Raw genomic sequence first — 23,598 nt, forward strand, 5'->3', positions numbered from 1 at the left:
GCAAGGATGCCGATGGCGACCGTCGACTACAACGCGATGTCCGAGGCGGACTTCCGCGCGATGCTGCGCGAGTTCATCGCGGCCGAGTGTCCGCCGAACCTGCGCTTCCAGGCGCGGCTCGTCAAGCGCGCGGAGATGGAGCCGTGGGTCCGGAAGCTGTCCGCGCAAGGCTGGCTCGCACCCGCGTGGCCGGTCGAATTCGGCGGCATGGGGCTGTCGCCGGAGAAGCTCGTCGCGTATCACGACGAGCTCGATGCGGCGGGGGTGGCGCGCGGCTCCGAGATGAGCGTGAACATGCTCGGCATGCTCATCATCAAGCACGGCACGCCCGCGCAGCAGGCGCACTACCTGCCGCGCATCCTGCGCATCGAGGACATCTGGTGCCAGGGCTATTCCGAGCCCGGCGCGGGATCGGACCTCGCGTCGCTGCGCACGAAGGCCGTGCTCGAGGGCCACGAGTGGGTCATCAACGGCCAGAAGATCTGGACCTCGCGCGCCAACGATTCGACGGACATGTTCCTGCTCGCGCGCACCGACCCCGAGGCGAAGAAACAGGAGGGCATCAGCTTCTTCCTGCTGCGCATGGACACGCCGGGCGTGACGGTGCGCACGATCCGCACGCTCGCGGGCGAGGACGACTTTGCGGAAGTGTTCTTCGAGAACGTTCGCGTGCCGAAGGAGAACATCGTCGGCCCGGTGAACGGCGGCTGGTCGGTCGCGAAGGCTCTGATGGGGTTCGAGCGCATCACCATCGGCAGCCCGATGGCGGCGCAACTGGCCTTGCTCGAGCTCGAGAAGCTCGGGCGCGCGACGGGCGCATTCGCCAACGCCGCGTTCGTCGACACCTTCACGCGGCTGCATCTCGACGTGCAGGACCACATCGCGACCTACGAGCGCTTCGCGCAGACGCTCAAGCGCGGCGGCGCGCTCGGCCCCGAAGTGTCGATCCTCAAGATCTGGGTGACGGAGACCTTCCAGGCCATCACCGAAACGATGCTGGAGTGGAGCGCCGAACATGCGGCGGTGCGCGGCGGCGTCACGCTCGGCGCGGACACCCTCGACCCGCTCGGCCGCTACTGGATGGCGCGGCCCGCGTCCATCTACGCCGGCACCAACCAGATCCAGCGCAACATCCTCGCGAAAGCCGTGCTCGGCCTCGCCTCCTGACAGAGACTCCCTTGAACAAACCCACCCAGCAATACGTCACCGTCGAGCGCATCGGCCAGCACGTCCTCCTGCTCGTCCTCAACCGGCCCGAGGCGCGCAATGCGGTGAACACGGCCTTTGCCGCGGAAGTCGGCGCGTGGCTCGCGCATTTCGAGGCCGACCCCGAGCTGCGCATCGGCGTGTTCGCGGCCAATGGCGTGGCGTTCTGCGCCGGCGGCGACAACAAGGAAGACACGCGCGCCATCGTGAGCAAGGGCGGCTTCGCGGGCTTCACGCAGGTCAAGCGCACCAAGCCCTGGATCGCGTGCGTGCAGGGCCTGGCACTCGGCGGCGGCGCGGAGATCGCACTGTGCTGCGAGATGCTCGTGATGTCCGAGAACGCGACGATGCTGTGGCCCGGCGTGCATCGCGGCTTCGTGCCGCGCGCCGTCGGCGCGGTCTATGCGCCGCGCCGCCTGCCCGCCAACGTGTTCCACGAGGTCATTCTCACGGGCCAGCCGCTCACGGCCCAGCGCGCGTATCTCTACGGCCTCGCCAACAGCGTCGTGCCGGTGGAGAAGGTGCGCGAAGAAGCTTTGCGTCTTGCGGAACTCGCGGCCAAGGTCGACCCGGCCATCGCGCAGTCGTTCTTCGCGAAGGCACGGTCGACGGCCGAACTGCCGCTGGAAGAAGCCTGGCGGTTGAACGACGAGGCGGTGGCGCGCGGCGAGTTGTAGGCGCCTGCGCCAAGGTTCGATTCATGCCACGCCTACGGCCGCGGATTGCGCTGCTTCGCGCTCCGGCACGGTCTGCGCAACCGCGCAGATGTGGGAGTTGATCCGCTTCAGTTCGCTGATCAGGTCGAGGTGGAGCGCGCTCGTCTCCACGCTGCGCGCGGTGTTTCCCGTCAACCGCGCGAGATGGGCGCTCGCATAGGCGCGTTCGAGGGAACGGAACCTCGCCTTCTCTTCCATCAGCTTGCGGGCGTCGTCGCATGAGCCGGTGAGGAACACGCTCATGGCGAGACGCAGGTTGGCGAGCAGACGCGCATGCATTTCGCAGATCTCGGCAAGGCCCGCATCGGAGAAGCTTCTTCCCGCACGAATCTTCCGCGCCTCCACGTCGTCGATGACGCGCTCGACGATGTCGCCGACCTGTTCCAGGTTGATGATGAAGTGGATGATGCCGGACCAGCGCCGGCGGTCGTCTTCGTCCAGGCTGTCGGGCGGCATCTTCGTCAGATAGCTCTTGATCGCCGAGTAGTGCTCGTCCACCGCGTCGTCCATCTTGCGGAGCGTCTGCGCGAACTGGACGTCGTTCTCGCGCAGCACGCGGATCATGCCCGCGAGCATGGTTTCGACCAGGTCGGCCTGCCGCATGGCCTCGCGCGCCGCACAGGCGATCGCGAGCGACGGCGTGGCGAGCGCTGCCGGATCGAGGTGATGAATGCGCGAAGCAACGCCGTCGCTGCCGCTATTGCGAGGTACCGCCATCCATCTCTGCAGCAGACGCGCCACCACGCCGACGATCCCGATACAGAGCACTGCCAGCAGGACGTTGAATGCAAGGTGGAACGTGACCACCAGCGCCGCGTCTCCAAGGTAGAGGCCCGCATGCCGAACCCACTCGCCGAGCAGCGGAAGGACGAGCATCGACACGAGCGTCTTGCACAGGAGGTTGCCCAGCATCACATGCCGAGCTTCCATGGGCGACGCCCGGGTGATGAGCACGCCGAGGATGCCACCGCCCAGGTTGACGCCCACCACCACCGCCAGCGCCATGTCGGGTGCGAGAGCGCCCGACGCGCAGAGGCCGGCCGTCAACAGCACGACGGCAAGGCTCGAGTGCGACATGATCGTGAGGATCACGCCCACGGTGACGTTGATCAGGAGGTCGGAGGACAGCGACTGCAGGAGCGCTTCCACCGCCGGCGTCCTGACGATGCCCCCGGCCGTCTCCGCGATCAGGCGCAAGGCAAGAAGCATCAGGCCGACACCGATGAGCGCGCGTCCGACCGCTGCGGCGCGCGCTTGCGGCCATGCGGTCGCCAGTACGACGCCGGCCAGGATGAAGACGGGCGAGAGCCACTTCAGGTCGAAGGAAAAGACCACGGCCATGAGGCTGGAGCCGATGTCGGCGCCGAGCATCACGGCAAGCGCCGTATGCAGCGGCACAAGCTGCTGCGCAGCGAAGCCCGCGACGATCAGCCCGGTCGCGGTGCTGGACTGCACGAGCGCCGTCACGCCGAGCCCCGCCGCGGCGGCGGCGAGGCGGTTGCGCAGACCCTGGGCGAGCGTGCTGCGCAGGGCGTCGCCGCCCACCTGCAGGATGGCATTGCGGACGAGCGCGGTTGCCCAGACCAGCAGCGCGATGGCCGCGAGCAGATGAACCAGATGCTTCAAGGGCCGCTATTCGATCTGCAGATTGAGCCTGCGGACGATTTCGCCCCAGGCCATGAGGTCGCTTTCGACCACGGCCTTCAGTTCCTCGGGCGTCGAGCTTTCGAGATCCGCGCCGATTTCGGCAAACTTCGCCTTCACCGGCGCCGAGGCGAGCACGCGCTGCAGGCTTGCCGCCAACTGCCGCACGATCGCCGGCTCCGTGCCCGCGGTCGCGAACAGCGCGAACCAGGAGTCGGCCACCGGAATGCCCAGCTCGCCGAACGACGGGACCGAAGGCAGCAAGTCGGAGCGCTTCTTGCCGGTCACCGCGAGAGCGCGAAGCCGTCCGTCCTTCACGAACGGCGCCGACACGAGCACCGTGGGAATGGCGACGTCGATGCGGCCCGGCACCAGGTCCGCGAAGATGGCCGGCGAGGTCTTGTACGGCACGTGCGTCAGCTTCACCGCATACGTCGACGCATACAGTTCCGCGGCGAGGTGCAGGATGCTGCCGACGCCGGCGGAACCATACGTCACCTTGCCCGGCGCCTTTCGCGCGAGGTCGGTCAACTGCTGGAGGTTCGCGGCGGGAAGATCGTTGCGAACCACCATCGCGTTGCTCACGCGCGCGATCATTCCGATGGGCGCGAAGCTCGAGAGCGCATCGAAGGGCATCTGCTTGTACAGGTGCGGATTGATGACGTTCGTGCCGTTGTACCCGAGCAGGATGGTGTAGCCGTCGGGTCTGGCCTTGGCGACCATCGCGGCGCCGATGTTGCCGCCGGCGCCGGCGCGGTTGTCGATGGTGATGGATTGCCGCAGGTCCTTCGACATCGCATCGGCGACCGTACGGGCGATCGTGTCCGTGCTGCCGCCGGCGCCAAAGGGGACGATGAGCGTGATCGGTCGGTCGGGATACGCGGCCGCGACGATCGGCAACGCGAAGAGGGCCGCGGCGAGGCGGATCGAAAAGGCGCGTGACATGGTTCTCCTTGCGGAAGGTGGAATGCCGTTGGAATGCACGCAGCCAGAATAGATAATGAGGAATTGTCTCGCAAACGATCAAATCTTCCACTCTCGTGAGAAAAGCTGACATATGCCGCGCGATCTGCCGTCCCTCAACGCCCTGCGCGTCTTCGAAGTCACGGCGCGCGCCGGCAGCTACACGCAGGCGGGCGAAGAGCTGCACATCACCCACGGCGCGGTGAGCCGGCAGATCAAGTTGCTGGAGGAATCGCTCGGCCAGCCCCTCTTTCGCAAGGAAGGGCAGCGCATGATTCCCACGGCGCACGCGCGCGCCTTCGCCCGTGAAATCAGCGCCGCGTTCGACCACATCGGCGATGCGGCGCGCCGCTACGGCAAGAGCGCTCGTTCGCGCGTGATTCGAGTAGATGCACCCGCCACGCTCGCGATGCGCTGGCTCATTCCCAAGCTGCCCGGGTTCAAGGCGCTGCGTCCTGACGTGGAGGTGCGCGTGTCCACGGCATTCAGCAACGCGCCGCCGCTGCGCGGGAGTTTCGACGTGGGCATCCGCCGCTCGCCCGAAGACAAATCGCAGTTCGAGGTAACGCCGCTGTTCACGGAGCGCAGCACGGTGGTCGCGAGCGCGGACTACGTGGCCCAGCGCAAGCTCCGCAAGCTGCGGGACCTGCGCAAGGCGATCTGGCTGTCGACCGAGTCGCGACCCGCCGAGTGGGAGACATGGCTCGCCGCCGCAGGCGCGGGCGACCTGCGCGCGCAGCAGACGCTGCGGTTCGATCACTTCTTCGTCACGCTGCAGGCGATCGCGGACGGCATGGGCGTAGGGATCGGCCCGCTGCCGACGTTAGACCTCGACGTTCGACTGGGTCGGCTCGTCACGCCGTTTCCGGACGTTCTCGTCGAAGGCACGCACTACTACATGGTCCTCCCGCGCGACGCGGACAAGCCGGTCTACCTGCGGGACTTCACGGAGTGGCTGAGCGCGGAGGCAGCAGCTCAGTCCGCGCACGCTCCGCGTGGAGGAAAACAGGCAGGTCCATCGTAGGCGGCCGCACCCCACCGTCATACAGCATCGCGGCCACGGCGCCCCGGTGGTATGTGGCGTGGTTCGCGACATGTAAAAGCATGTCGCGGGCACGGAGCGCGCCGGACGAGCCGTCGATGGACTTGAACTCGATCTCACGGCCGAGCGCCGCTTCGTCGCGGCCGGCCGCGAACTCGACGTACCAGGCGTCGAGCTCGGCTTGCAGACGCCGGAGCTGTTCAAGCGGCACAGCGGACTCGAGTTGCTTCGAGCGAAAGCCGTGCGGTCGCGCGGTGAGATGCGACTTCCAGATTTCGCCGATCACGAAGACGTGGCCCATCACGCCGAGCAGACCTTGCGGGCGCCCGGGTCGCGGCTCCGCGAGTTCGGATCCGGGGCGTTGCGCGAGAGCTTCGTAGAGCAGACCGTTGGCCCACGCGGAATAGCTCAGGAGCAGGCGCGCTTCCGTACCGATTCCGAGCTGAACCGGGGCGGTCATGTTCCGAGATGCGTCACCTTCGGTTGGCAGGGCGTCCGCGCCGAAACGCCGAACACTTCTTCGAGCCGTGCCGCGAAGGCAATGAGCTCGTACTCGCCGCGCGGCTTTCCGACGACCTGGATGCCCACTGGAAGTCCCTCGGACGAATAGCCACAAGGCAGCGACAGCACAGGCAGCGACGTAAGCGTGAGGACGTAGCAGATGGCATACCACTCGTAATAGTGCTGGAACGCGACGCCGTCGATGCTCTCCACGTGCCTGCGTTCGACGTCGAATGGCAGCACTGCCGTTGCGGGACAGATCAGGAGGTCGTATGCCTCCATGAAGCGGGCAACGCGTTCATAGATTTCGCCGCGAGCGTTCTCAGCCTTGCCGAGAACTTCCGCCGGCAACTCCTTTCCCCGTGCGTAGTTCTCGACGAGTTCGCGGCGGACCTTGTTCGAATGCGCTTCGATGATCGGCCCGAGGTCGCCGACGAACTGGTTCGCGCGCAGCGCCTGATAGGCACCTGCCGCGCCCGTGAAGTCCGGTGCTTCCTCGACGCAGGCGATGCCTGCGTCATCGATCTTCTTCATCGCTTCGGCGAATAGCGTGCGAACCTGCCGCGACACCTGCACCGCCCCGCCCAGGTCCGCGGAGAACGCGATCCTGCGGGGCGTGCGCGGCGACAGCGCGGCATCGAGATAGCGATGGCCCGGGCTCTCCATCGAGATGGGGTCGAGCGGATGGGCGCCCAACATCGCGTCGAGCAGCATTGCCACGTCGCCGACGTTGCGCGCCATCGGGCCCTGCACCCACAGGTTGTCATAGGGCAGGCGCGTGCGACTGCGGGCGATCCGTCCGGGCGACGGCCGCAGCCCGACGACCGAGCAGAACGCGGCGGGCGTGCGCAGGCTGCAACCGAAATCCGAACCCGTGGCTGCCCACACCTGTCCGGTCGCGACCGCAACGGCGGACCCGCCCGAAGATCCGCCGCACGTGAGCGAGGTATCCCACGGGTTTCGCGTCTTGCCGAAGACCTCGTTGTACGTGTTCGCGCCATGGCCGAACTCCGGGACGTTGGACTTCGCCAGCACCAGCGCGCCGTTGCCTTCCAGGGTTTCGACCATCGCGTCCGATGCCGGGGGAACGTGGTCCGCGAACAGCGGTGAGCCGTAGGTGGTGCGGACGCCTTCGACGTCGTTCATGTCCTTGACCGCGATCGGCAGGCCGGCGAGCGGCGTTTCCACCAGCCCGGGCTTCGCGGCGCGTTGGAGCGCACGTTCGGCGCACAGCGTGGGCAGCGCATTCAGCGCCGCGTCCGTCTCGCGGATGCGCGCCAGCGCTGTGCGAACCAGTTCAGCGGGACTTGCCTTTCGAGCCTTCACCAGCGCGCTCGCCTCGCGCGCGGTCAGCTTCCAGAGGTCCGTCATGCGCCGGCTCCGCCTGGCGCGCCCGTCCGGTTCAGCGCGAGATCGAACACGTCGAAGTTGCGCAGACGCCGCGCCGGCACCGACGTCAGACGCCGATTGAACAGCAAAGGAACCCTTTGCTCCGATGCGCCGCCATGCGATCGCAGCGGGACATCGAGGCCGGCCAGGTCGTGGCGGCTGGCCGACGTGCCGAGCACCGAGAGCCGTTTCGCCGTCACGACGATGTCGCCGATCCGATCAGGCGGCAGTTCGAACTCCGCGGCGGCCTCGGCGCGGGTGAGCACGCGCTCCACGTGATCCTGTCGCGAGAGGAACTGGATCGCCGTCGCGAGGTGGTCGCGGGACGCGACATAGACCGTCGCATACGAACCCAGCGCACCGTGGTGGACGACGTAGGGATCGGTGATGGGTAGCAGCACGCGGGTCTTGCGGGCGCCGAGCACCTCGTCGAGCGCGTCCTGCAGGAACAGGATGTTGGGCCGGCCGGCCGAATCGGTCTTGGCGTTCATCCCGTGGTCGGCCGTGATGCCGATCACGGCGCCGGCCTGGTCCATGCGCAGGAGATAGCGGTCCATCATGGCGTAGAACGCGTTGGCGCCCGCGGTGCCGGGCGCGAACTTGTGCTGCACGTAGTCGGTGGTGGAGAGGTACATCAGGTCCGGGCGAGCGGTCTCGAGCAGCATCGCACCCGCGGCGAAGACGAATTCGGACAGGTCCGCACTGTAGACCGAAGGCAGCGGACGGCCGATGCGTGCAAGAACGTCGCCGATGCCGTTGTCCTTTTCGTTGGCGTCGTCTGCTTTTTCGGCGGAGAAGCAGATGCCCCGCAGGCCATGGCCGAGCAAAGCCCTCAACTTGTCCTTGGCGGTGACGACCGCAACAGAGCATCCCGCCTCTGCCGCACTCGCAAGGATGCTGGGCGCGCGGAGGTACCGCGGATCATTCATCAGTACCTCCTGGCCGGCCTCCGCGTCGTAGAAGTAGTTGCCGCAGATGCCGTGGACGCTCGGCGGCACGCCCGTCACGATCGACAAGTTGTTGGGGTTGGTGAACGACGGCATGACGCAGTCGGCTGCAAGGACCGAACCCCGCGCGGACAGCTGCGCCAGGAAGGGCGCGACACCCGCCTGGACGGCCTGGTTGATGTATTCCTGTTCGCAGCCATCGATGCAGACGACGATGGTCGGGGCCTGCGGCCGCGCGTACGAGCGGCCATTCACGTGGATCGGGTCATAAGGCATGACCCAAGGCTAAGCGGTGAGGCACCCTCACGCAATCGAGAAAATTTTCTGGATGCGTGAGGTCTGATCACGCATCCTCTCTGTTCAGTTTCCCACGGCTTCGTGAACCCCGGCATTGATTCGCAATGCGAAACGCCTTGGGAACACTCCGGTTGACGGTCCGCCGCATGCGGAATCGAATGTCTGACCCCAAGAGGAGACATCGAATGGCAGCGCTCTCGCTCGTGAATTCCGGACGCCGGCTCCTGTGCCTCGCGGCCCTGCTCGGCTGCGCGCTGGGCACCGCGTCCAAGGCCGTCGCGCAGGAAGGTCAGATGGTCTGGGCGACGCACCTGTCGCTCGTGCCGGCCTGGTTCAATCCGTCGGAGCATGCGGGCTCGCAGCCGCCGTGGTACGTGTATTTTGCGATCCACGACGCGCTGGTCAAGCCCATGCCCGGCAACAGCATGACGCCGAGCCTCGCGAAGTCGTGGTCGCGCTCGCCCGACGGGCTCGTCTATGAATTCGTGCTGCGCGAGAACGTGAAGTTCCACAACGGCGACCCCGTCACGTCGGAAGACGTCAAGTTCTCGTTCGAGCGCTACAAGGGCTCGGCCGCGACGCTGCTCAAGTCGCGCGTGGCCGCCGTCGAAACGCCGGACCCGCTGCGCGTGCGCTTCCGCCTCAAGGAGTCGTGGCCCGACTTCATGATCTATTACGCGATGACCGCGAGCGGCGCGGCCTGGGTGCTGCCCAAGCGCTACATCGAGCAGGTCGGCGACGACGGCTTCAAGCGCGCGCCCATCGGCGCGGGTCCGTACAAGTTCGTCTCGTTCAAGCCCGGCCTCGAGCTCATCGTGGAAGCCAACGAGAATTACTGGCGCAAAAAGCCCAGCGTGAAGCGCCACGTGTTCCGCTCGGTGCCCGAGGAGCTCACGCGCGCCGCGATGGTGAAGAACGGCGAGGCCGACGTCGCCAACCTCGTGCGCGGCGCCATCGCGCAGGACCTGCGCAAATCGCCCGGCATCACGCTGAAGGGCCCGCGCCTGTACTTCACCAACTGGCTCGCGTTCACGCAGCAGTGGGACCCCGCGTCGCCCTTCTCCAAAAAGGAAGTGCGGCAGGCCGTGAGCTACGCGATCAACCGCAAAGGCCTGATCGACAGCGAGTTCCTGGGCTACGCGCGGCCGGCCGGCTCCATCGTGCCGACGGGCGTGCAGTACGCGAAGGCTTTCCCCGCCGATGCCTACGATCCCGCGAAAGCGAAGAAGATGCTGGCTGCGGCCGGCTACCCGAACGGCTTCGACGGCGGCGACCTCATCGTGGATGCGGGCTACGCGACCATCGCGGAGGTGGTGCAGGCGAACCTGCAGGCCGTCGGCATCCGCCTGCGCCTGCGCTCGCTGGAGCGCGCCGCGTACTACTCGCAGTGGACCGAGAAGAAGATGAAGGGCGTAGTGTTCTGCATCCTGAGCGGGTTCGAGAACACGGGCACCTGGCTGGAGCAGTTCGTCACGCCGCAGGGCCGCGGCACCTTCGGCGTCTACCCGGAGATCACCGACGCGATGGCGATCCAGGCGAAGGAAGTCGACGAAGTGAAGCGCGAACGCCTGCTCGCCCACGTCCAGCAAATCGTGAACGACCGCATGATGTTCGTGCCCATCGTGCACCCGACCGCGCTGCATGCGGTGGGTCCGCGGGTTGCGGAATCGGGCTTCGACCTGATCGACGGGTTCGCGTATGCGGGGCCGTATGAAGATATCCGGCTGAAGGGGAAGTAAGCCGCGCGCCGACCACGTCGGCGGCCTGAGAAAATCCCGTGGGGCTGCGCCTTCAGGTCTGCTAAGGTGCAGGCTGGTTCCTGGTTGCCGTCCAGCTTCGGGGTACATCATGCGCCGCCTGCACACATTGACCTGGCTGATCAGGCAGACCCCGGACCGTGCTCGCGCGGTCGCCGCCTTGATCGTCGTCAAGAACGCGGCGTTGCTGGGGCTGCTGTGGACCCGCGCCTGCTCGCACGATGCCGGGGCCACCGGGTCGATGGCCGCGTGGGCCGGCGCCGCCGCGGCCGCGAGCGCGCTGCTCGACTTCGCCATCTTCTTCTGGCTTTACCGCAATCTCACTTCCGCTTACGTGCGCCGCATGGTGGCCGGCGCGGCGGCGATGATGGATGGGGTGGTGACCCTCGCGCCCGACCGCACCATCGTTCTCTTCAATCCTGCCGCCGAAGCGATGTTCGGTTACGCCGCGCGGGACGTGCTGGGCAAGTCGGTGGACCTGCTGATTCCGCCGCGCCTGCGGGAGTGGCATCGCGAGCATCTGGAGGCGTTCGCCCGAAGCGGCGAGCCCAACCGGCCGCTCGGCGAACCCGGCGCAATTTCGGCCCTGCGCGCTTCCGGCGATGAGTTCCCCATCGACGCCTCGGTCATGCAGGTCGGCAGCGGCGCAGGCAGACTGTTCAGCATCGTCCTGCGCGACGCCACGCGGCGCCTGGAAGGGCGCCTGCGCGCCGAGCGGCTTGCGGCGATCGTCGAGGCGAGCAGTGACGCCATCGTGGGGCTGGACGTGGAAGGCCGCGTGACGCACTGGAACGCGGGCGCGGAAAAGATGATGGGCTATGCCGCCCGCGAGGTGCTCGGGCGTCCGCTGGATGCCATGGTTCCGGCCGAACATCCCATGATCGCGCCCCGGGTGATCCAGGGCGAGCGTATCTTCGGCCACGTCTCGCGCAGGATCCGCAAGGACGGCACCCTCGTCGACGTGTCGCTCTCGACCGCCCCCATCCGCGACGAGCACGGAAAGGTCACGGGCATCTCGACCGTCGCCCGCGACATCACGGGACAGCTGGCCGCGGAGACGGCGCGCGCCAAGGACATCGAGCGCCTGCGCGGGCTGGCCCGGCGCCTCATGCTGGTGGAAGAAAGCCACAAGCGCCTGCTGGGCCGCGAGCTGCACGACCAGGTGGGCGGCAACCTCGCGACCCTGGGCCTGTCGCTGCAGCTGATTCGGCAGGAGTCGGACCCCGCCACCCTGGCGGCGATTTCGCGCAGGCTCGAGTTCTGCGAGGACCTGGTGCGGCAGACCGCCGGCGCCGTTCGGTCCGTGCTGGGCAACCTGCGGCCCACCGCGCTCGACGAACTGGGGCTGCTGGCCGCGCTGGGGCAGCTTGCGGCGGACATGAACAACAGCGGACTGATGCGCTTTACCGTCGAAGGCGAGGAACCCATGCCGCGCCTGGGCGCGGACTGCGAGATCGCCTTGTACCGGATCGCGCAGGAAGCCTTCACCAATGCGGCGAAGCATTCGGGCGGGGCGCACGTGCGCGCGCGCCTGTCGCAGGCGCCCGGCCAGGTGACCCTGGTCATCGTGGACGACGGGCACGGGCTGCAGCCGCCGGAGCAGCCGTGGCAATCGGCCGGGCTGGGCCTGACCACCATGCGCGAACGCGCCGAGGCCGTCGGCGCGACGCTGGAGGTCGCCCCCGATGCCGACGGCGGCACGGCGGTGATCGTCCGGCTCCCGTGCAACCTGCCCACCGCTCGGGACGCCGAATGAGAATCACCATCGTGATCGTCGACGACCACGCGATCATGCGCGAGGGCTTGAGCCAGGTTCTCGCGCAGCAGCCCGATTTCTCGATCGTCGGAACGTGCGGAGACGGCAGGCAAAGCCTGAAACTCATCGCCGAACTGCGTCCCACGGTCGTCATCCTCGACATTTCGATGCCGGGTCTCAACGGGATCGAAGTCACGCGGCAGGTCCGCGAGGAGTGGCCCGAATGCGGCGTGCTGATTCTCAGCATGCACGCATCGTCCGAACACGTCTTCCAGGCGATCGAGGCCGGCGCCCGCGCCTACCTGAAGAAGGAATCGGCGGCGCGCGACATCGTGGAAGCGGTGCGTGCCGTGAGCGCGGGGCGAAGGTACCTGGGTCCGGGCATTGCGGAAGTCGTCGCGGAGCACCTCGGCACGCGCAAGCCCGGCGAGAATCCGCTGCAGTCGCTGTCGCGGCGCGAGCGCGAGATCCTGCAGCTGGTGGCCGAGGGGCACAGCAGCGCCGAAATCGGCGCCCTGCTGTTTCTTTCGCCGAAAACCGTGGACAGCTATCGCAGCCGGCTCATGGGAAAGCTCGGGCTGGCGGACGTCCCCTCGCTGGTGAAGTTCGCCATCCGGCAGGGCGTCATTCCGCTCGAATGAGCGGCCGGGTTCCGGGCGGCCGCGCGGACGGGGTCGGCTGCGCCCGGGAACCCCGGGCCGCCAGCTCGGCTGTACAGAACTCCCCGCAGCCGCCAGGCAGAGTTCCTTGCAGACGGCCTCCCGCGCCCTCCGTACGCTCTGCATGCATGCCGACCCGCGGCTGACTTGCCCGACTCCTGCGCCGACGATGTTCCCCGATTCCATGCCAGGCGCAGGCGGGCGGCGGCGGGTCTCCCTGCGATTCACGGAAAACACCGACCCCATGAGCACCCCTTCTCTTTCCGCCGAAGTCCAGCAGGCGCTGCTGGATGCGATGCCCGCCGAGATCGCCCTGCTGGACGCCACCGGACATATCACCTACGTCAATGCGGCCTGGCGCGAGTTCGGCGATGCGAACGGCCTGGCAGTGCCCGCGCACTGCGTCGGCGCGAACTACCTGGCGGCTTGCGCCGGCGCGCGAGGCGAGGACGCGACGACGGCGCGGGCCATCGCCGACTTGCTGGAGGGCCGCATCGAAAGCACGACGCTGGAGTACGCGTGCCACTCGGACAACGAGGAGCGGTGGTTCCTTCAGCGCGGCATCGCGTTCGGCACGCGGGAAGGGCGAAGGGTGCTGGTGATGCACGTCGACATCACCGAGCGCTACCGGGCGGCGCGGCAACTTGCCCGCATGTCGCTGGAAACCGAACGCCGCGAGCGCATGCTCAACACCATGCTCGCGTCCATCACGGACCTGACTTACGCCACCGACGCGCAAGGCAACCTGCTCTACGCCAACCCCGGGGCCCTCGGCATCTGGGACTGCACGCTCGAGCAGGCGCGCGGCAAGAACGTGACGGACCTGCGCTATCCGCAGGAGGCCGGCGCCAAGCTGAACCGGCAGATCCGGCAGGTGTTCGCGACCGGCGTGCCGGTGCGCGACGAGATGCCGATCACCGACGTCGACGGCCGCGAGCGCTACTTCGAATACATCTTCTGCCCAGCCCTGGCGCCCGACGGAAGCGTGGAGATCATGGTGGGCGCCGCGCGGGACACCACCGAGCGAAAGCGGGCCGAGCAGACGCTGCGCGAGCTCAACGAAGGCCTCGAGGAACGCGTGCGCGAGCGCACGGCCCAGCTCGCCCTGGCGCGCGCCGAGGCGGAACAGGCGAACGCCGCGAAGTCGGCGTTCCTGGCCGCGATGAGCCACGAGATCCGCACGCCGATGAGCGGCATGCTCGGACTGCTCGAACTGCTGGACCTGTCGCCGCTCAACGAAGAGCAGCGCTCGACCCTGGATGTTGCGCGCAAGTCGGGCGAGGCGCTCAAGCAGATCATCGACGGCATCCTGGACTTCTCGCGCATCGAAGCGGGTTCGCTGGAGCTCAACCTGGCGCCGTGCTCCATCGCCGAGCTGATGAATACGATCTCGCGCCTGCATGCCCCGGTCGCGGCAAGCAAGGGCGTCGAGCTGGCCTGTTCGGTCGATCCCTCGATCAGCCGGCTGTCGCAGTGCGACGCATTGCGCCTGAGCCAGATCCTCAACAATTTCGCGGGCAACGCGGTGAAATTCACCGAGCGCGGGCGCGTGGACATCGACGTGCGGCTGGTGCAGCGCGACGCGGGACTGGAGCATCTGGAGTTCCGGGTGAAGGACACGGGCATCGGCGTGTCGCCGCAGCGCATGGGACGCCTGTTCCTGCCGTTCTCGCAGGCGGATTCGAAGATCGCAGGCCGGTATGGCGGCTCCGGGCTGGGGCTTTTCATCGCGCGAAGCCTTGCCGAGCTCATGGGCGGCACCGTGTCCCTGGACAGTGAAGTCGGGGTGGGCACGACGCTCACGCTGGCCGTCGCATTCCGCCGCTGCGACGAGGACTGGGGGTGCGAATCGTTCAGCGAGGCCCAGCGGCTGCGCCTGCACGTACTGGCGGCCAGCCGGCCGCCCGCGCCCTCCATCGAGGACGCGCAGGCCCAGGGCAGCCTGCTGCTCGTGGTCGACGACCATCCCATCAACCGCGTCGTGCTGCTGCGCCAGCTGAGCACGCTGGGCTATGCGGCGCAAGCCGTCGCCGACGGCCCGCAGGCGTTGCGGGCGTGGGAGAGCGGGCGCTTTGCCGCGATCATCACCGACTGCAACATGCCCGAAATGGACGGCTTCGAACTCACGCGGACCATTCGCGAACGAGAAGCGGAGGGCGTGCGCATCCCGATCGTCGGCTGCACGGCCAACGCGCAGGCATCGTCCGCCGCGGCCTGCCTCGCGGCGGGCATGGACGCCGCCGTCATCAAGCCGGTGACGCTGGAGACCCTGTGCGAAGCGCTCGATCGCTGGGTGCCGCTGCCGTCCGTGCGCCGGCATCCGGACTGGGCGCCGCCCGAGACGGCGTTCGAAGCGCTCCCGGCCGGCAGCGCGGGGCTGATCGACATCGCGCTGGTCACGGCAATCAGCTGCGGCGATCCCGAAAAGCGCGCGCAGATCGTCGCGGACTTCCGCCGCAACAACGACGAAGACGCGACCGCCTTGCGCCGCGCGGTCGCGACCGGCGATCGACAGAAGCTCGTGGGCTCCGTGCACCGTCTGAGGGGCGCTGCGGCCATGCTGGGCGCGACCTATCTCGCGCAAGCCTGCGCGGATCTGCAGGCCTCCGCGACCGGGGGTGACGCCGCCGCCCTGGCGGCCGACCTCGATACCTTCGAGATGGAGTTCCTGCGGGTCAACAACTTCCTCGACGGCTGGCTCGGCCCCGCCTCCGACGGCCGGGGCCTGGGCGACGAGGGCGCGGCGATGCATTGACCAGTTCTGACCAATCCGCGGCCAGCGGCGGTGGGATCATCCGCCGCTTCTCCACTTCCGGACGGCTGCCATGTCACGGACCGCACCCCGCGCACCCTTCGCAGCGGCCTTTGCCGCGCCCTTCGCCACGCGCCTTGCCACGCGCCTCGCCGGACGCGTCGCCGCGCTCGCCGTCATCGCCCTGACGCTCGCCGGCTGCGCATCGCTGCCGACGGAGGTCGTGCGCACCGAGTCCTTCGCGCGCCCGCCCGTGCACACGTCGCCGATCGTGCGCCTCGCGAACTCTGCCGCTTTGCCGCACGGAAAGACCGGGGTGTGGCCGATGCCGGGCGCGGGCTTCGCGCTCGATGCGCGCGTCGCCCTCATCCGCAACGCGGTGAGCACGCTCGACCTGCAGTACTACCTGCTGGGCAACGACGAGGTCGGCCACACGATCCTGCGCGAGCTGCGGCTCGCCGCGGAGCGCGGCGTGCGCGTGCGGCTGCTCGTCGACGACATGCACACGCCGGGGCTGGACCCTCTGCTGGCCGGCCTGCACGCGACGCCCAACGCGCAGGTGCGCTTGTTCAACCCTTTCCCCTCGGGCCGGGACAGCCAGGGCGCGCGCTACCTCGGGCTGCTCTTCGACTTCAGCCGGCTCAACCACCGCATGCACAACAAGGCGTTCATCGCCGACGGCGCCATGGCGGTGATCGGCGGGCGCAACCTGGCCGACGAATACTTCTTCCGCTCGCGCGAGGGCAACTTCATCGACATCGATTTCGTCGTCGCGGGCGAAGTGACTTCGCAGCTTGGACGCCTCTTCGACGAGTACTGGAACAGCGAGGAGGCGTACCCGGTGGATGCGGTCGTGCGTCCGGACTCAGCGCCCGCGGAGCTTCGCCAGGCTTTCGTCCGTGCCACGACACCGGCCACGCCGCCCGCGGAAACGAAGCCCGCGGCGCGCGACATGCTCGGCCAGCCCACGCTGACGGCCGTGCTCGCGGGCACGGCACCTCTGTCGATGCACGTTGCCGACGCCTCCGCGTGGGCCGACAGCCCGCAGAAGGCGCGCGGGTCAGCAGCGAAGCAGAAGCAGCGCGAGTCGGTCACGGTCAAGTTCGTGCAGGCGCTTCGCACCGCGCAGAAGGAAGTGCTGGTGTTCAACCCGTACTTCATTCCGGGCAGCCGGGGCATGGCGTCGATCCGGCAGCTGCGCGAGCGGGGCATCGACATCCACATCGTCACCAACTCGATGAGCACGAGCGACGAACCCATCGTCAACCTGGCTTACCGGCGTTACCGCGACGAGCTGCTGTCGCTGGGCGTGCGCATCTTCGAGCTGACCGACGACGGCCTCAAGCGCGAGGCGCGCTTCGCCGACGTGCTCGGCGAGTCGAAGGGACAACTGCATGCGAAGCTCGCGCTCGTCGATCGTCACACGGTCATGGCGGGGTCGATGAACCTCGATGCGCGATCCGCGTTCGCGAACACCGAGATCGGCGTCGTCATGAAATCGCCGGATCTCGCCGCTCGCATCCTGCCGCTGATGCAACTCGATCGTTTCCCCGGCGTCTACGAAGTGCGGCGCAGTGCCGAGGGCGGCAAGCTCGAATGGGTCTCACGCGACGGGAGCGAGGAACGCAAGCGCGACACCGACCCCGACGGCAACTGGTATCAGCGGTTCAAGGTGATGATCCAGTCGCTGTTCATTCACGAAGACATCCTGTAGCCGACCCACAAAAGACAAAAGCCCGGCCGCGCGAGCGGCCGGGCTTTCATTTCTCGACGCAGGCGAAGCGACTTACGGCGTCGCCTTCGGGATCTGGCCCGACTTGTTCTCCATCGCGGTCTGCTTCTTGCGCTCTTCGCGCGCCTTGGCGCTTTCTTCCTTCGACACCTTGGCGGCGGCAACCGGGCGGTTGTCGCTATCCTTCGCCTCGCCGCCACTCAACTGGCCCGCCTTGTTCGCCGCGGCGGTCTGCTTCTTGCGCTCTTCACGCGCCTTGGCGCGCTGCTCGGGCGTCAGCTTCTCGCCCGCCACGGGGCGGTTCTCGTCGGCTTCGCCGCCGGTGCGCGTCTGGGCGACCGGCTTCGCCTTGTCCGTGGTCGTGGCGGTCTGCGCGTGCGCGGTGGCGCCGAAGGCCATCAGGGCGGCGGCGGCGCAAAGGAAGAAGGTTCGCATGGGAGTCCTTAAGTTGAAACGAGCCGCGAGTATGTCGCGCCTCGCGCATCGAGATTGATCAGGATTGATCAATTCCAACCGGAAGGAATCGCTTCGTCGGCCAGCGACCCACCGCCCGGCAAATCGAAGACTTCACGCTCGTGGTCGGACCACTCGGCGTGCCGCGCAATCCGCATCAGCTCGCGCACGTCGACCAGCTCGATGCTCAGGTAGTGCAAGCGCACAATGCCGCGGCGCTGCCAGTCGCGCAGCACCGGCGAGACGCTCGCGCGCGCCAGCCCGATGCTGCGCGCCAGCATCTCCTGGCCCACCGGGACGAGCTGCGAGAATCCGACTCGCATGCCGTAGCCGCAAGCCATGCCAAGCAGTCGACGCGCCAGGCGCGTGTCGATCGCGCGGCCGGAGAACTCGTCGAGCAGGAAATACGCGAGCCGCAGCTTCATCGCCTGCAGGCGGCCGAGGTGCGCCCACCCTTGCGGATTCGCGTCGAGCAGGCGCAGCACGCGATCGCGCGAGAACAGCAGCGCCGTGCAGCGCGTGTGCGCCTGCGCTTCGTGCGTGACCGATCCGCCATCGAAGAGCTCGAGCTCGCCGAGCCACACCGGTCCCTCGAATGCACCCAGGAACGTGTCGCGATCGGGCTGCAGCTGGTTGAGCACGTGGACCACGCCACCGAGCACGCAGTACAGGCCGGCGTGGCGTTGGCCGCGCAGGCAGATGCGTTCGCCCGCTTCGAAGCGGCGCGACACGCCGGCCGACAGCAGGCTGTCGGCAAAGGCGGCGGGCAGGCTGGAGAACCAGCGGTCGTGGGCCAGCGCCTGGGGATGAAGGACGTGCGCGCTCATGCGGGCGGCGATGCTACTCAACATCGCGCGCGCTGGACCCCTACGAAGGTAGGGGGTGCGGCGGAGTCAGGACGAAGTTTCCGGGTAAAGATGGCACGCCACCGAGCGCCCCTGCACCACACGCTGCGCCGGATACGTCGACTTGCACACCTCCATCGCTTGCGGACAACGCGGATGGAAGTGGCAGCCGGAAGGCGGCGACAGCGGGCTTGGAATCTCGCCGAGGATCGGCGTGTCCTGCTGCGGCTCGTCCGGATGCCGCGGCAGCGCGGCGGCGAACAGGCTGCGCGTGTATGGGTGCAGCGGGTTGTCCGCGATGTCGCCGGCATCGCCCTTCTCCACGATGCGCCCCAGGTACATCACGAGAATCTCGTGGCTCATGTGCGCGACCGCGTCGAGGTCGTGGGTGATGAAGAGATACGACACGCCGAGCTGCGACTGCAGGTCGGCCAGCAGGTTCAGGATCTGCGCGCGGATCGACACGTCGAGCGCCGACACGGGCTCGTCGAGCACGATGAGGCCGGGCTTGAGCGCAAGCGCGCGCGCGATCGCGATGCGCTGGCGCTGCCCGCCCGAAAACTCATGCGGAAACATCGACTGCGAACGCGCGGGCAGACCCACCATCTCCAGCAGTTGCGCGACGCGTTCGGTGACCTCCGCCGACGACAGCTTCTCGTGTGCGGTGATCGGCTCGCTCACGATGGAGCGCACGCGCATGCGCGGATCGAGCGACGCGAACGGGTCCTGGAACACCGCCTGCACGCCGCGGCGATAGGCGCGCAGCGCTTCCTTCGACAGGCTGCGCAGGTCCTCGCCGCGATAGCGGATCGCGCCTTCGGTCGGCTCCTCGAGCTTGAGCAGCAGCTTCGCCGTCGTGCTCTTGCCGCAGCCCGACTCCCCGACGACGCCGAGCGTGCGGCCGGGAAAGATTTCGAACGAAAGCCCGTCCACCGCGTGCACGGTCCGCGACCCGCCGCGCACCGAAGCCGCCGGCGCCTTGAAGCGCTTCGCGACGTGTTCGACCTGGACGATGGGCGCGGTCATGCGGGCGACTCCGCGGCCTCGCGATTCGCCACTCGCAACCAGCACTTCGCCACGTGCCGGTCGCCCATTCGCACCTCCGGCGGAAATTCCGTCGTGCACACCGGCATTGCCTGCGGACACCGCGGATGAAAGCTGCAACCCGCAGGCAGCGCGGCGGGGTCGGGCGGCTGCCCCTCGATGGTCTTCAGTCGCGCGTGCCGCGCCGTGCGTCGCGGCATCGACTCCAGCAGCGCCTGCGTGTACGGATGCGCGGGCCGGTCGAAGATGTCGCGCACGGGGCCGCGCTCGACGATGCGGCCGCCGTACATGATCGCGACCGTGTCGCACATGCGCGCGACGATGCCGAGGTTGTGCGTGATGAGGATCATCGCGAGGCCGCGCTCGCGCTGGATCGAGCGCAGCAGGTCGAGGTATTGCGCCTGGATCGTGAGGTCGAGGCTGGTCGTCGGCTCGTCGGCGATGAGCAGCGAGGGCTCGCACGAAATGCCGATGGCGCCGACGATGCGCTGGCGCATGCCGCCCGACATCTCGTGCGGATACTGCTTCGCGCGCTCGCTGGCCGCGGGAATGCGCACGTCCGACAGCAGTTCGACCGCGCGCGCCTTCGCCGCCGCGCGCGTCATCGACTCGTGCAGGCGCAAAGGCTCCGCCACCTGCTCGCCGACCGTGAATAGCGGATTGAGCGACGCCATGGGGTCCTGCAGGATCATCGCCATGCGCTTGCCGCGCACGTGCGTCATTTCCTCGGCGCTCAGCTTGCGCAGGTCGCGCCCCTCGAAGATCACCTCGCCTTCGGTCACCTGCGCGCCGGGCGCGAGCAGTTGCAGCAAGCTGAGCACGAGCGTCGACTTGCCCGAGCCGGACTCGCCGACGATGCCGAGCGTCTCGCCCGCGCCGAGCTCGAACGACACGCCCGTGACCGCCTTCGCGATGCGCGCGCCACCGGCGGTGACGTAGCGCATGCTCAGGTTGCGGACTTGCAGCAGTGGACCGGCGACGCTCATAACTGCCGCAGCTGCGGATCGAATCGCACGCGGAACCAGTCGCCGATCAGGTTGGCCGAGAGCACGAGCAGCACGATGCACAGGCCGGGGAACACGGTGACCCACCAGTAACCCGAGGTCAGGCCGCGCTTGCCGTCGGAGAGCATCTGACCCCACGCCGGCTCCGGCGGCGGCACGCCGACGCCGAGGAACGAGAGCGAAGCCTCCGCGACGACGACGACACCCAGCATCAGCGTGGCGATCACCACCGCGGTGTTGGCCACGTTCGGCAGGATGTGCCGCAGCATGATCGATGGCGGGCTGCATCCCGCGACGACGGCGAGCTTCACGAAGTCGCGTTCGCGCAGCGACAGCACCTCGCCGCGCACGACGCGCGCATAGCGCGTCCAGTAGACGCCCGCGAGGATCAGGATGATGTTGACGTAGCTCGGCCCGACGATGGCCGCGAGAAAGATGGCGATGGTGATGGAGGGCAGCGCCATCCACGCGTCGATGATGCGCATGATCACCTGGTCGAAGATGCCGCCGAGGTAACCCGCGACGATGCCGATGAGCGTGCCGAGCACACCCGCGACCGCGACCGCCGCGAGGCCCACGGTCAGCGAGATGCGCCCGCCGTAGACCAGCCGCGCGAGCACGTCGCGGCCCATGTGGTCGGTGCCGAGCAGATGCTCCAGCGTGCCGCCTTCGAGCCACGCGGGCGGCCGGTAGCGCGCCGCAAGGTCCGCCGCCTGCGGATCGATGGGAAAGAACTGCGCGAAGATCGCGGCCAGCGCGAAGATGCCCAGGATGGCGATGGGGAACACCGGCACCGGGTGCGCGGATCGCCTGCGCGCGGGCGCTTGCGGCTCGACGGCCGCGGTCACCGAGGCCGTGCTCAATGGATGACCCTCCGCGCGAATCGCTCGGGGGCCGTGATCCCTGGGGCGGGCCGGCGGCTCATACCGCCTGCGCCTCCAGCTTGATGCGCGGATCGATCACCGCATAAAGAATGTCGACCAGCAGGTTGACCGTCACGATCATCACGCCGCCGAGCACCACGACGCCCTGCACCACGGGAAAGTCGCGCTGCGAAATGCCCTCGAACAGCAGCCGCCCGATGCCGGGCCAGGCGAAGATCGCCTCGACCACCACCGACGCGTTCACCATCTGCACGAGGTTGATGCCCGCGAGCGTCACCAGCGGGATCAGCGCGTTGCGCAGCGCGTGCTTGCCGATGACGAGCCACTCCGGCAAGCCTTTGAGGCGCGCGAGCTTGATGTATTCCGAGCCCATCACGTCGAGCATCGACGAGCGCGTGAGCCGCATGTGCGCGGCCGTGAAATACCAGCCGAGCGTGACGGCCGGCAGGATGATGTGCAGCGGCGAGCCCGAGCCCGACGACGGCAGCCAGCGCAGGTAGACCGAGAACACGAGGATGAAGATGAGGCCGAGCCAGAAGGACGGAAGCGCGAGCCCGAGCATCGCGAAGATGCGCGCGAAGCGGTCCCACAGGCCGCCCGACTTGACCGCCGACAAGACGCCGACGGGCACGCCCACCAGCAGCGAGAACGCGAGCGCGACCGCGGCGAGGTAGAGCGAACTGGGCAGGCGCGACAGGTACAGCTCGAGCACCGGCGCGCCGTACTGGAACGACTGGCCGAAATCGCCGCGCGCGAGGTTGCCGACGTAGGTGAGGTACTGCACGACGAGCGGCTGGTCGAGGCCGAGGCGCGTGCGGACCTCGGCGATCTCCTCGTTCGTCGCGTTGGGCGCGGCGAGCAGCGCGGCCGGGTCGCCCGACACGCGCATGAGCAGGAAGATCGTGAAGCTCAGGATGGCGAGCGAGATCAGCGCATACGCCGCGCGCTTCGCGATGAAACGGAGCATGGGTGGCAAGGGTGGCGCGACCGCGCGCTCAGCTTCCGACGCCCTTGAGGATTTCCCGGTACTTCGCGCGCTCGTCGGCCAGCGTCTTCGCCATCTGCGCGCCGGTCAGCGCGATCGGCTCGGCGCCCGAGTCCTCGATGAACTTCCTGTACTCCGCCGAGTTCACGACGCCGAGCATCGTCGCCTCGATCTTGCGCGCGATGTCGTCGGGCGTCTTCGAGCTCACGCCGAAGCCGGAGAACTGGAACAGCTTGTAGGGCACGCCCGCTTCGGTGGCGGTCGGCGCGTCGGGCAGACCCGGGTGGCGCGCGTCGCCGGTCTGCGCGAGGATGCGCACCTTGCCGCCCTTGGCGAGCTGCATGGCGGCGCCGAAGTCCATCAGCGTGCCGTCGAGGCTGCCGCCGATGATGTCGGTCGTCACCTGGTTCGGCGCCTTGTACGCGATGGGGTTGAACTTGACCTTCGCATCGCGCTCGATCTCCAGCAGGCCCAGGCGGAACGACTGCGCATACCAGGCCATGCTCACGGCGCCGGGACGCGCTTTCGCGTCGGCGATCAGGTCGGCCAGCTTCGTGTATTTGGAGTTCGGGCCGACGACGATGGCCGCGATGCTGCGCATGGAGCCGGAGACGGGCCGCACGTCCTTGTCGACGTCGTACGGCATGTCCTTCATCGTGATCGGATTGATGATCATCGCCGTGGGGCTCAGCAGCGTGATCGTGTGGCCGTCCGGCGGGGACTGCAGAAAGGCCGCCATGCCGATCAGCATTTCGCCGCCCGGCTTGTTCTCCACAATTGCGGTGGTGCCCAGCGCCTTGGCGGTGCGGTCCGCCATCCAGCGCGCGAGCACGTCGCTGTTGCTGCCGGGGCCCACGGGCACGATGAAGCGCAGCGGCTTCGACGGGAACGATGCGGCCTGCGCCAGCGCATTGCCCGTACCGGCCGCGAAGACCAGCGCCACCGACAAGGCCGGTGCGACCCGGCGAACCCATTGCATTGCGAACGCGATTTTCATGGCTGTGTCTCCTTCGTGAATTCTG

The 23,598-nt window shown here is 68.0% G+C and carries 20 protein-coding genes; 8 read left to right on the plus strand and 12 right to left on the minus strand.

Annotated features, from left to right (window positions below; all coding sequences use genetic code 11):
- The first annotated feature begins 12 nt into the window (after positions 1-12).
- Entirely contained in the window at positions 13-1,167 is a 1,155-nt protein-coding gene (locus AB7E83_RS01090; protein ID WP_428564272.1) for an acyl-CoA dehydrogenase family protein, read from the plus strand.
- Positions 1,168-1,178: 11 nt separating this feature from the next.
- Entirely contained in the window at positions 1,179-1,883 is a 705-nt protein-coding gene (locus AB7E83_RS01095) for an enoyl-CoA hydratase-related protein (RefSeq protein WP_428564274.1), read from the plus strand.
- Between the two features lie 21 nt (positions 1,884-1,904).
- Here the strand turns inward: AB7E83_RS01095 and AB7E83_RS01100 are convergent, their stop codons facing one another.
- Entirely contained in the window at positions 1,905-3,548 is a 1,644-nt protein-coding gene (locus AB7E83_RS01100; protein ID WP_428564277.1) for a Na/Pi cotransporter family protein, read from the minus strand.
- Between the two features lie 6 nt (positions 3,549-3,554).
- Positions 3,555-4,511, minus strand: coding sequence for a Bug family tripartite tricarboxylate transporter substrate binding protein (locus AB7E83_RS01105; protein ID WP_428564280.1), 957 nt, complete (start codon positions 4,509-4,511; stop codon positions 3,555-3,557).
- A 112-nt stretch (positions 4,512-4,623) separates the two neighbouring features.
- Here AB7E83_RS01105 and AB7E83_RS01110 point away from each other — a divergent pair, with 112 nt between their 5' ends.
- Positions 4,624-5,553 (plus strand): LysR substrate-binding domain-containing protein, encoded by a 930-nt coding sequence (locus AB7E83_RS01110; RefSeq protein ID WP_428564282.1) that lies wholly within the window; start codon positions 4,624-4,626, stop codon positions 5,551-5,553.
- Here the strand turns inward: AB7E83_RS01110 and AB7E83_RS01115 are convergent.
- The 3 genes from AB7E83_RS01115 to phnA are packed head-to-tail and all read right to left on the minus strand — an operon-like array spanning position 5,474 to position 8,684.
- Positions 5,474-6,031, minus strand: a complete 558-nt coding sequence (locus AB7E83_RS01115; protein WP_428564285.1) for a DinB family protein — start codon at positions 6,029-6,031, stop codon at positions 5,474-5,476. The two genes, AB7E83_RS01110 and AB7E83_RS01115, sit on opposite strands and share 80 nt — an antisense overlap.
- On the minus strand, positions 6,028-7,443 hold the full coding sequence (locus tag AB7E83_RS01120) for an amidase (RefSeq protein ID WP_428564288.1): 1,416 nt from the start codon (positions 7,441-7,443) through the stop codon (positions 6,028-6,030). Before AB7E83_RS01120 ends, AB7E83_RS01115 begins: the two co-directional genes overlap by 4 nt.
- Complete coding sequence (gene phnA / locus AB7E83_RS01125; protein WP_428564291.1) at positions 7,440-8,684, minus strand: phosphonoacetate hydrolase; 1,245 nt, start codon at positions 8,682-8,684, stop codon at positions 7,440-7,442. The genes AB7E83_RS01120 and phnA overlap by 4 nt, the downstream gene beginning before the upstream one ends.
- 206 nt (positions 8,685-8,890) lie before the next feature.
- Between phnA and AB7E83_RS01130 the strand changes: the two genes are divergently transcribed.
- The 5 genes from AB7E83_RS01130 to AB7E83_RS01150 all read left to right on the plus strand — a co-directional run bounded on the left by AB7E83_RS01130 (position 8,891) and on the right by AB7E83_RS01150 (position 17,343).
- Positions 8,891-10,444, plus strand: coding sequence for an ABC transporter substrate-binding protein (locus AB7E83_RS01130; RefSeq protein WP_428564294.1), 1,554 nt, complete (start codon positions 8,891-8,893; stop codon positions 10,442-10,444).
- A gap of 109 nt (positions 10,445-10,553) precedes the next feature.
- Positions 10,554-12,218 (plus strand): PAS domain S-box protein, encoded by a 1,665-nt coding sequence (locus tag AB7E83_RS01135; protein WP_428564297.1) that lies wholly within the window; start codon positions 10,554-10,556, stop codon positions 12,216-12,218.
- Positions 12,215-12,859 carry a response regulator gene (locus tag AB7E83_RS01140; RefSeq protein ID WP_428564300.1) on the plus strand — a complete coding sequence of 215 codons (645 nt, stop codon included), beginning with the start codon at positions 12,215-12,217 and terminating at the stop codon, positions 12,857-12,859. The genes AB7E83_RS01135 and AB7E83_RS01140 overlap by 4 nt, the downstream gene beginning before the upstream one ends.
- Before the next feature lie 262 nt (positions 12,860-13,121).
- Positions 13,122-15,632, plus strand: a complete 2,511-nt coding sequence (locus AB7E83_RS01145; RefSeq protein WP_428564303.1) for an ATP-binding protein — start codon at positions 13,122-13,124, stop codon at positions 15,630-15,632.
- A gap of 70 nt (positions 15,633-15,702) precedes the next feature.
- Complete coding sequence (locus AB7E83_RS01150) at positions 15,703-17,343, plus strand: phospholipase D family protein (RefSeq protein WP_428564306.1); 1,641 nt, start codon at positions 15,703-15,705, stop codon at positions 17,341-17,343.
- A gap of 72 nt (positions 17,344-17,415) precedes the next feature.
- Here AB7E83_RS01150 and AB7E83_RS01155 read toward each other — a convergent pair whose 3' ends face one another.
- From AB7E83_RS01155 to AB7E83_RS01185, 7 genes are all read right to left on the minus strand, one after another.
- The gene (locus tag AB7E83_RS01155) at positions 17,416-17,796 is read right to left on the minus strand and encodes a hypothetical protein (protein ID WP_428564309.1); all 381 of its coding nucleotides are present in this window, start codon (positions 17,794-17,796) and stop codon (positions 17,416-17,418) included.
- A 68-nt stretch (positions 17,797-17,864) separates the two neighbouring features.
- Positions 17,865-18,641, minus strand: coding sequence for a Crp/Fnr family transcriptional regulator (locus AB7E83_RS01160; RefSeq protein ID WP_428564312.1), 777 nt, complete (start codon positions 18,639-18,641; stop codon positions 17,865-17,867).
- A gap of 66 nt (positions 18,642-18,707) precedes the next feature.
- Positions 18,708-19,685: an ABC transporter ATP-binding protein gene (locus AB7E83_RS01165; RefSeq protein WP_428564315.1), complete on the minus strand. Its 978-nt coding sequence runs from the start codon at positions 19,683-19,685 to the stop codon at positions 18,708-18,710.
- Positions 19,682-20,689 carry an ABC transporter ATP-binding protein gene (locus tag AB7E83_RS01170; protein ID WP_428564322.1) on the minus strand — a complete coding sequence of 336 codons (1,008 nt, stop codon included), beginning with the start codon at positions 20,687-20,689 and terminating at the stop codon, positions 19,682-19,684. Before AB7E83_RS01170 ends, AB7E83_RS01165 begins: the two co-directional genes overlap by 4 nt.
- Entirely contained in the window at positions 20,686-21,570 is an 885-nt protein-coding gene (locus AB7E83_RS01175) for an ABC transporter permease (RefSeq protein WP_428564325.1), read from the minus strand. Before AB7E83_RS01175 ends, AB7E83_RS01170 begins: the two co-directional genes overlap by 4 nt.
- A 58-nt stretch (positions 21,571-21,628) precedes the next feature.
- On the minus strand, positions 21,629-22,558 hold the full coding sequence (locus AB7E83_RS01180) for an ABC transporter permease (protein WP_428564328.1): 930 nt from the start codon (positions 22,556-22,558) through the stop codon (positions 21,629-21,631).
- Positions 22,559-22,586: 28 nt separating this feature from the next.
- Positions 22,587-23,573, minus strand: a complete 987-nt coding sequence (locus tag AB7E83_RS01185) for a Bug family tripartite tricarboxylate transporter substrate binding protein (protein ID WP_428564331.1) — start codon at positions 23,571-23,573, stop codon at positions 22,587-22,589.
- Positions 23,574-23,598 lie beyond the last annotated feature (25 nt).

This window comes from Ramlibacter sp. (assembly GCF_050250995.1).
In the GTDB taxonomy this organism is placed as follows: domain Bacteria; phylum Pseudomonadota; class Gammaproteobacteria; order Burkholderiales; family Burkholderiaceae_C; genus Ramlibacter.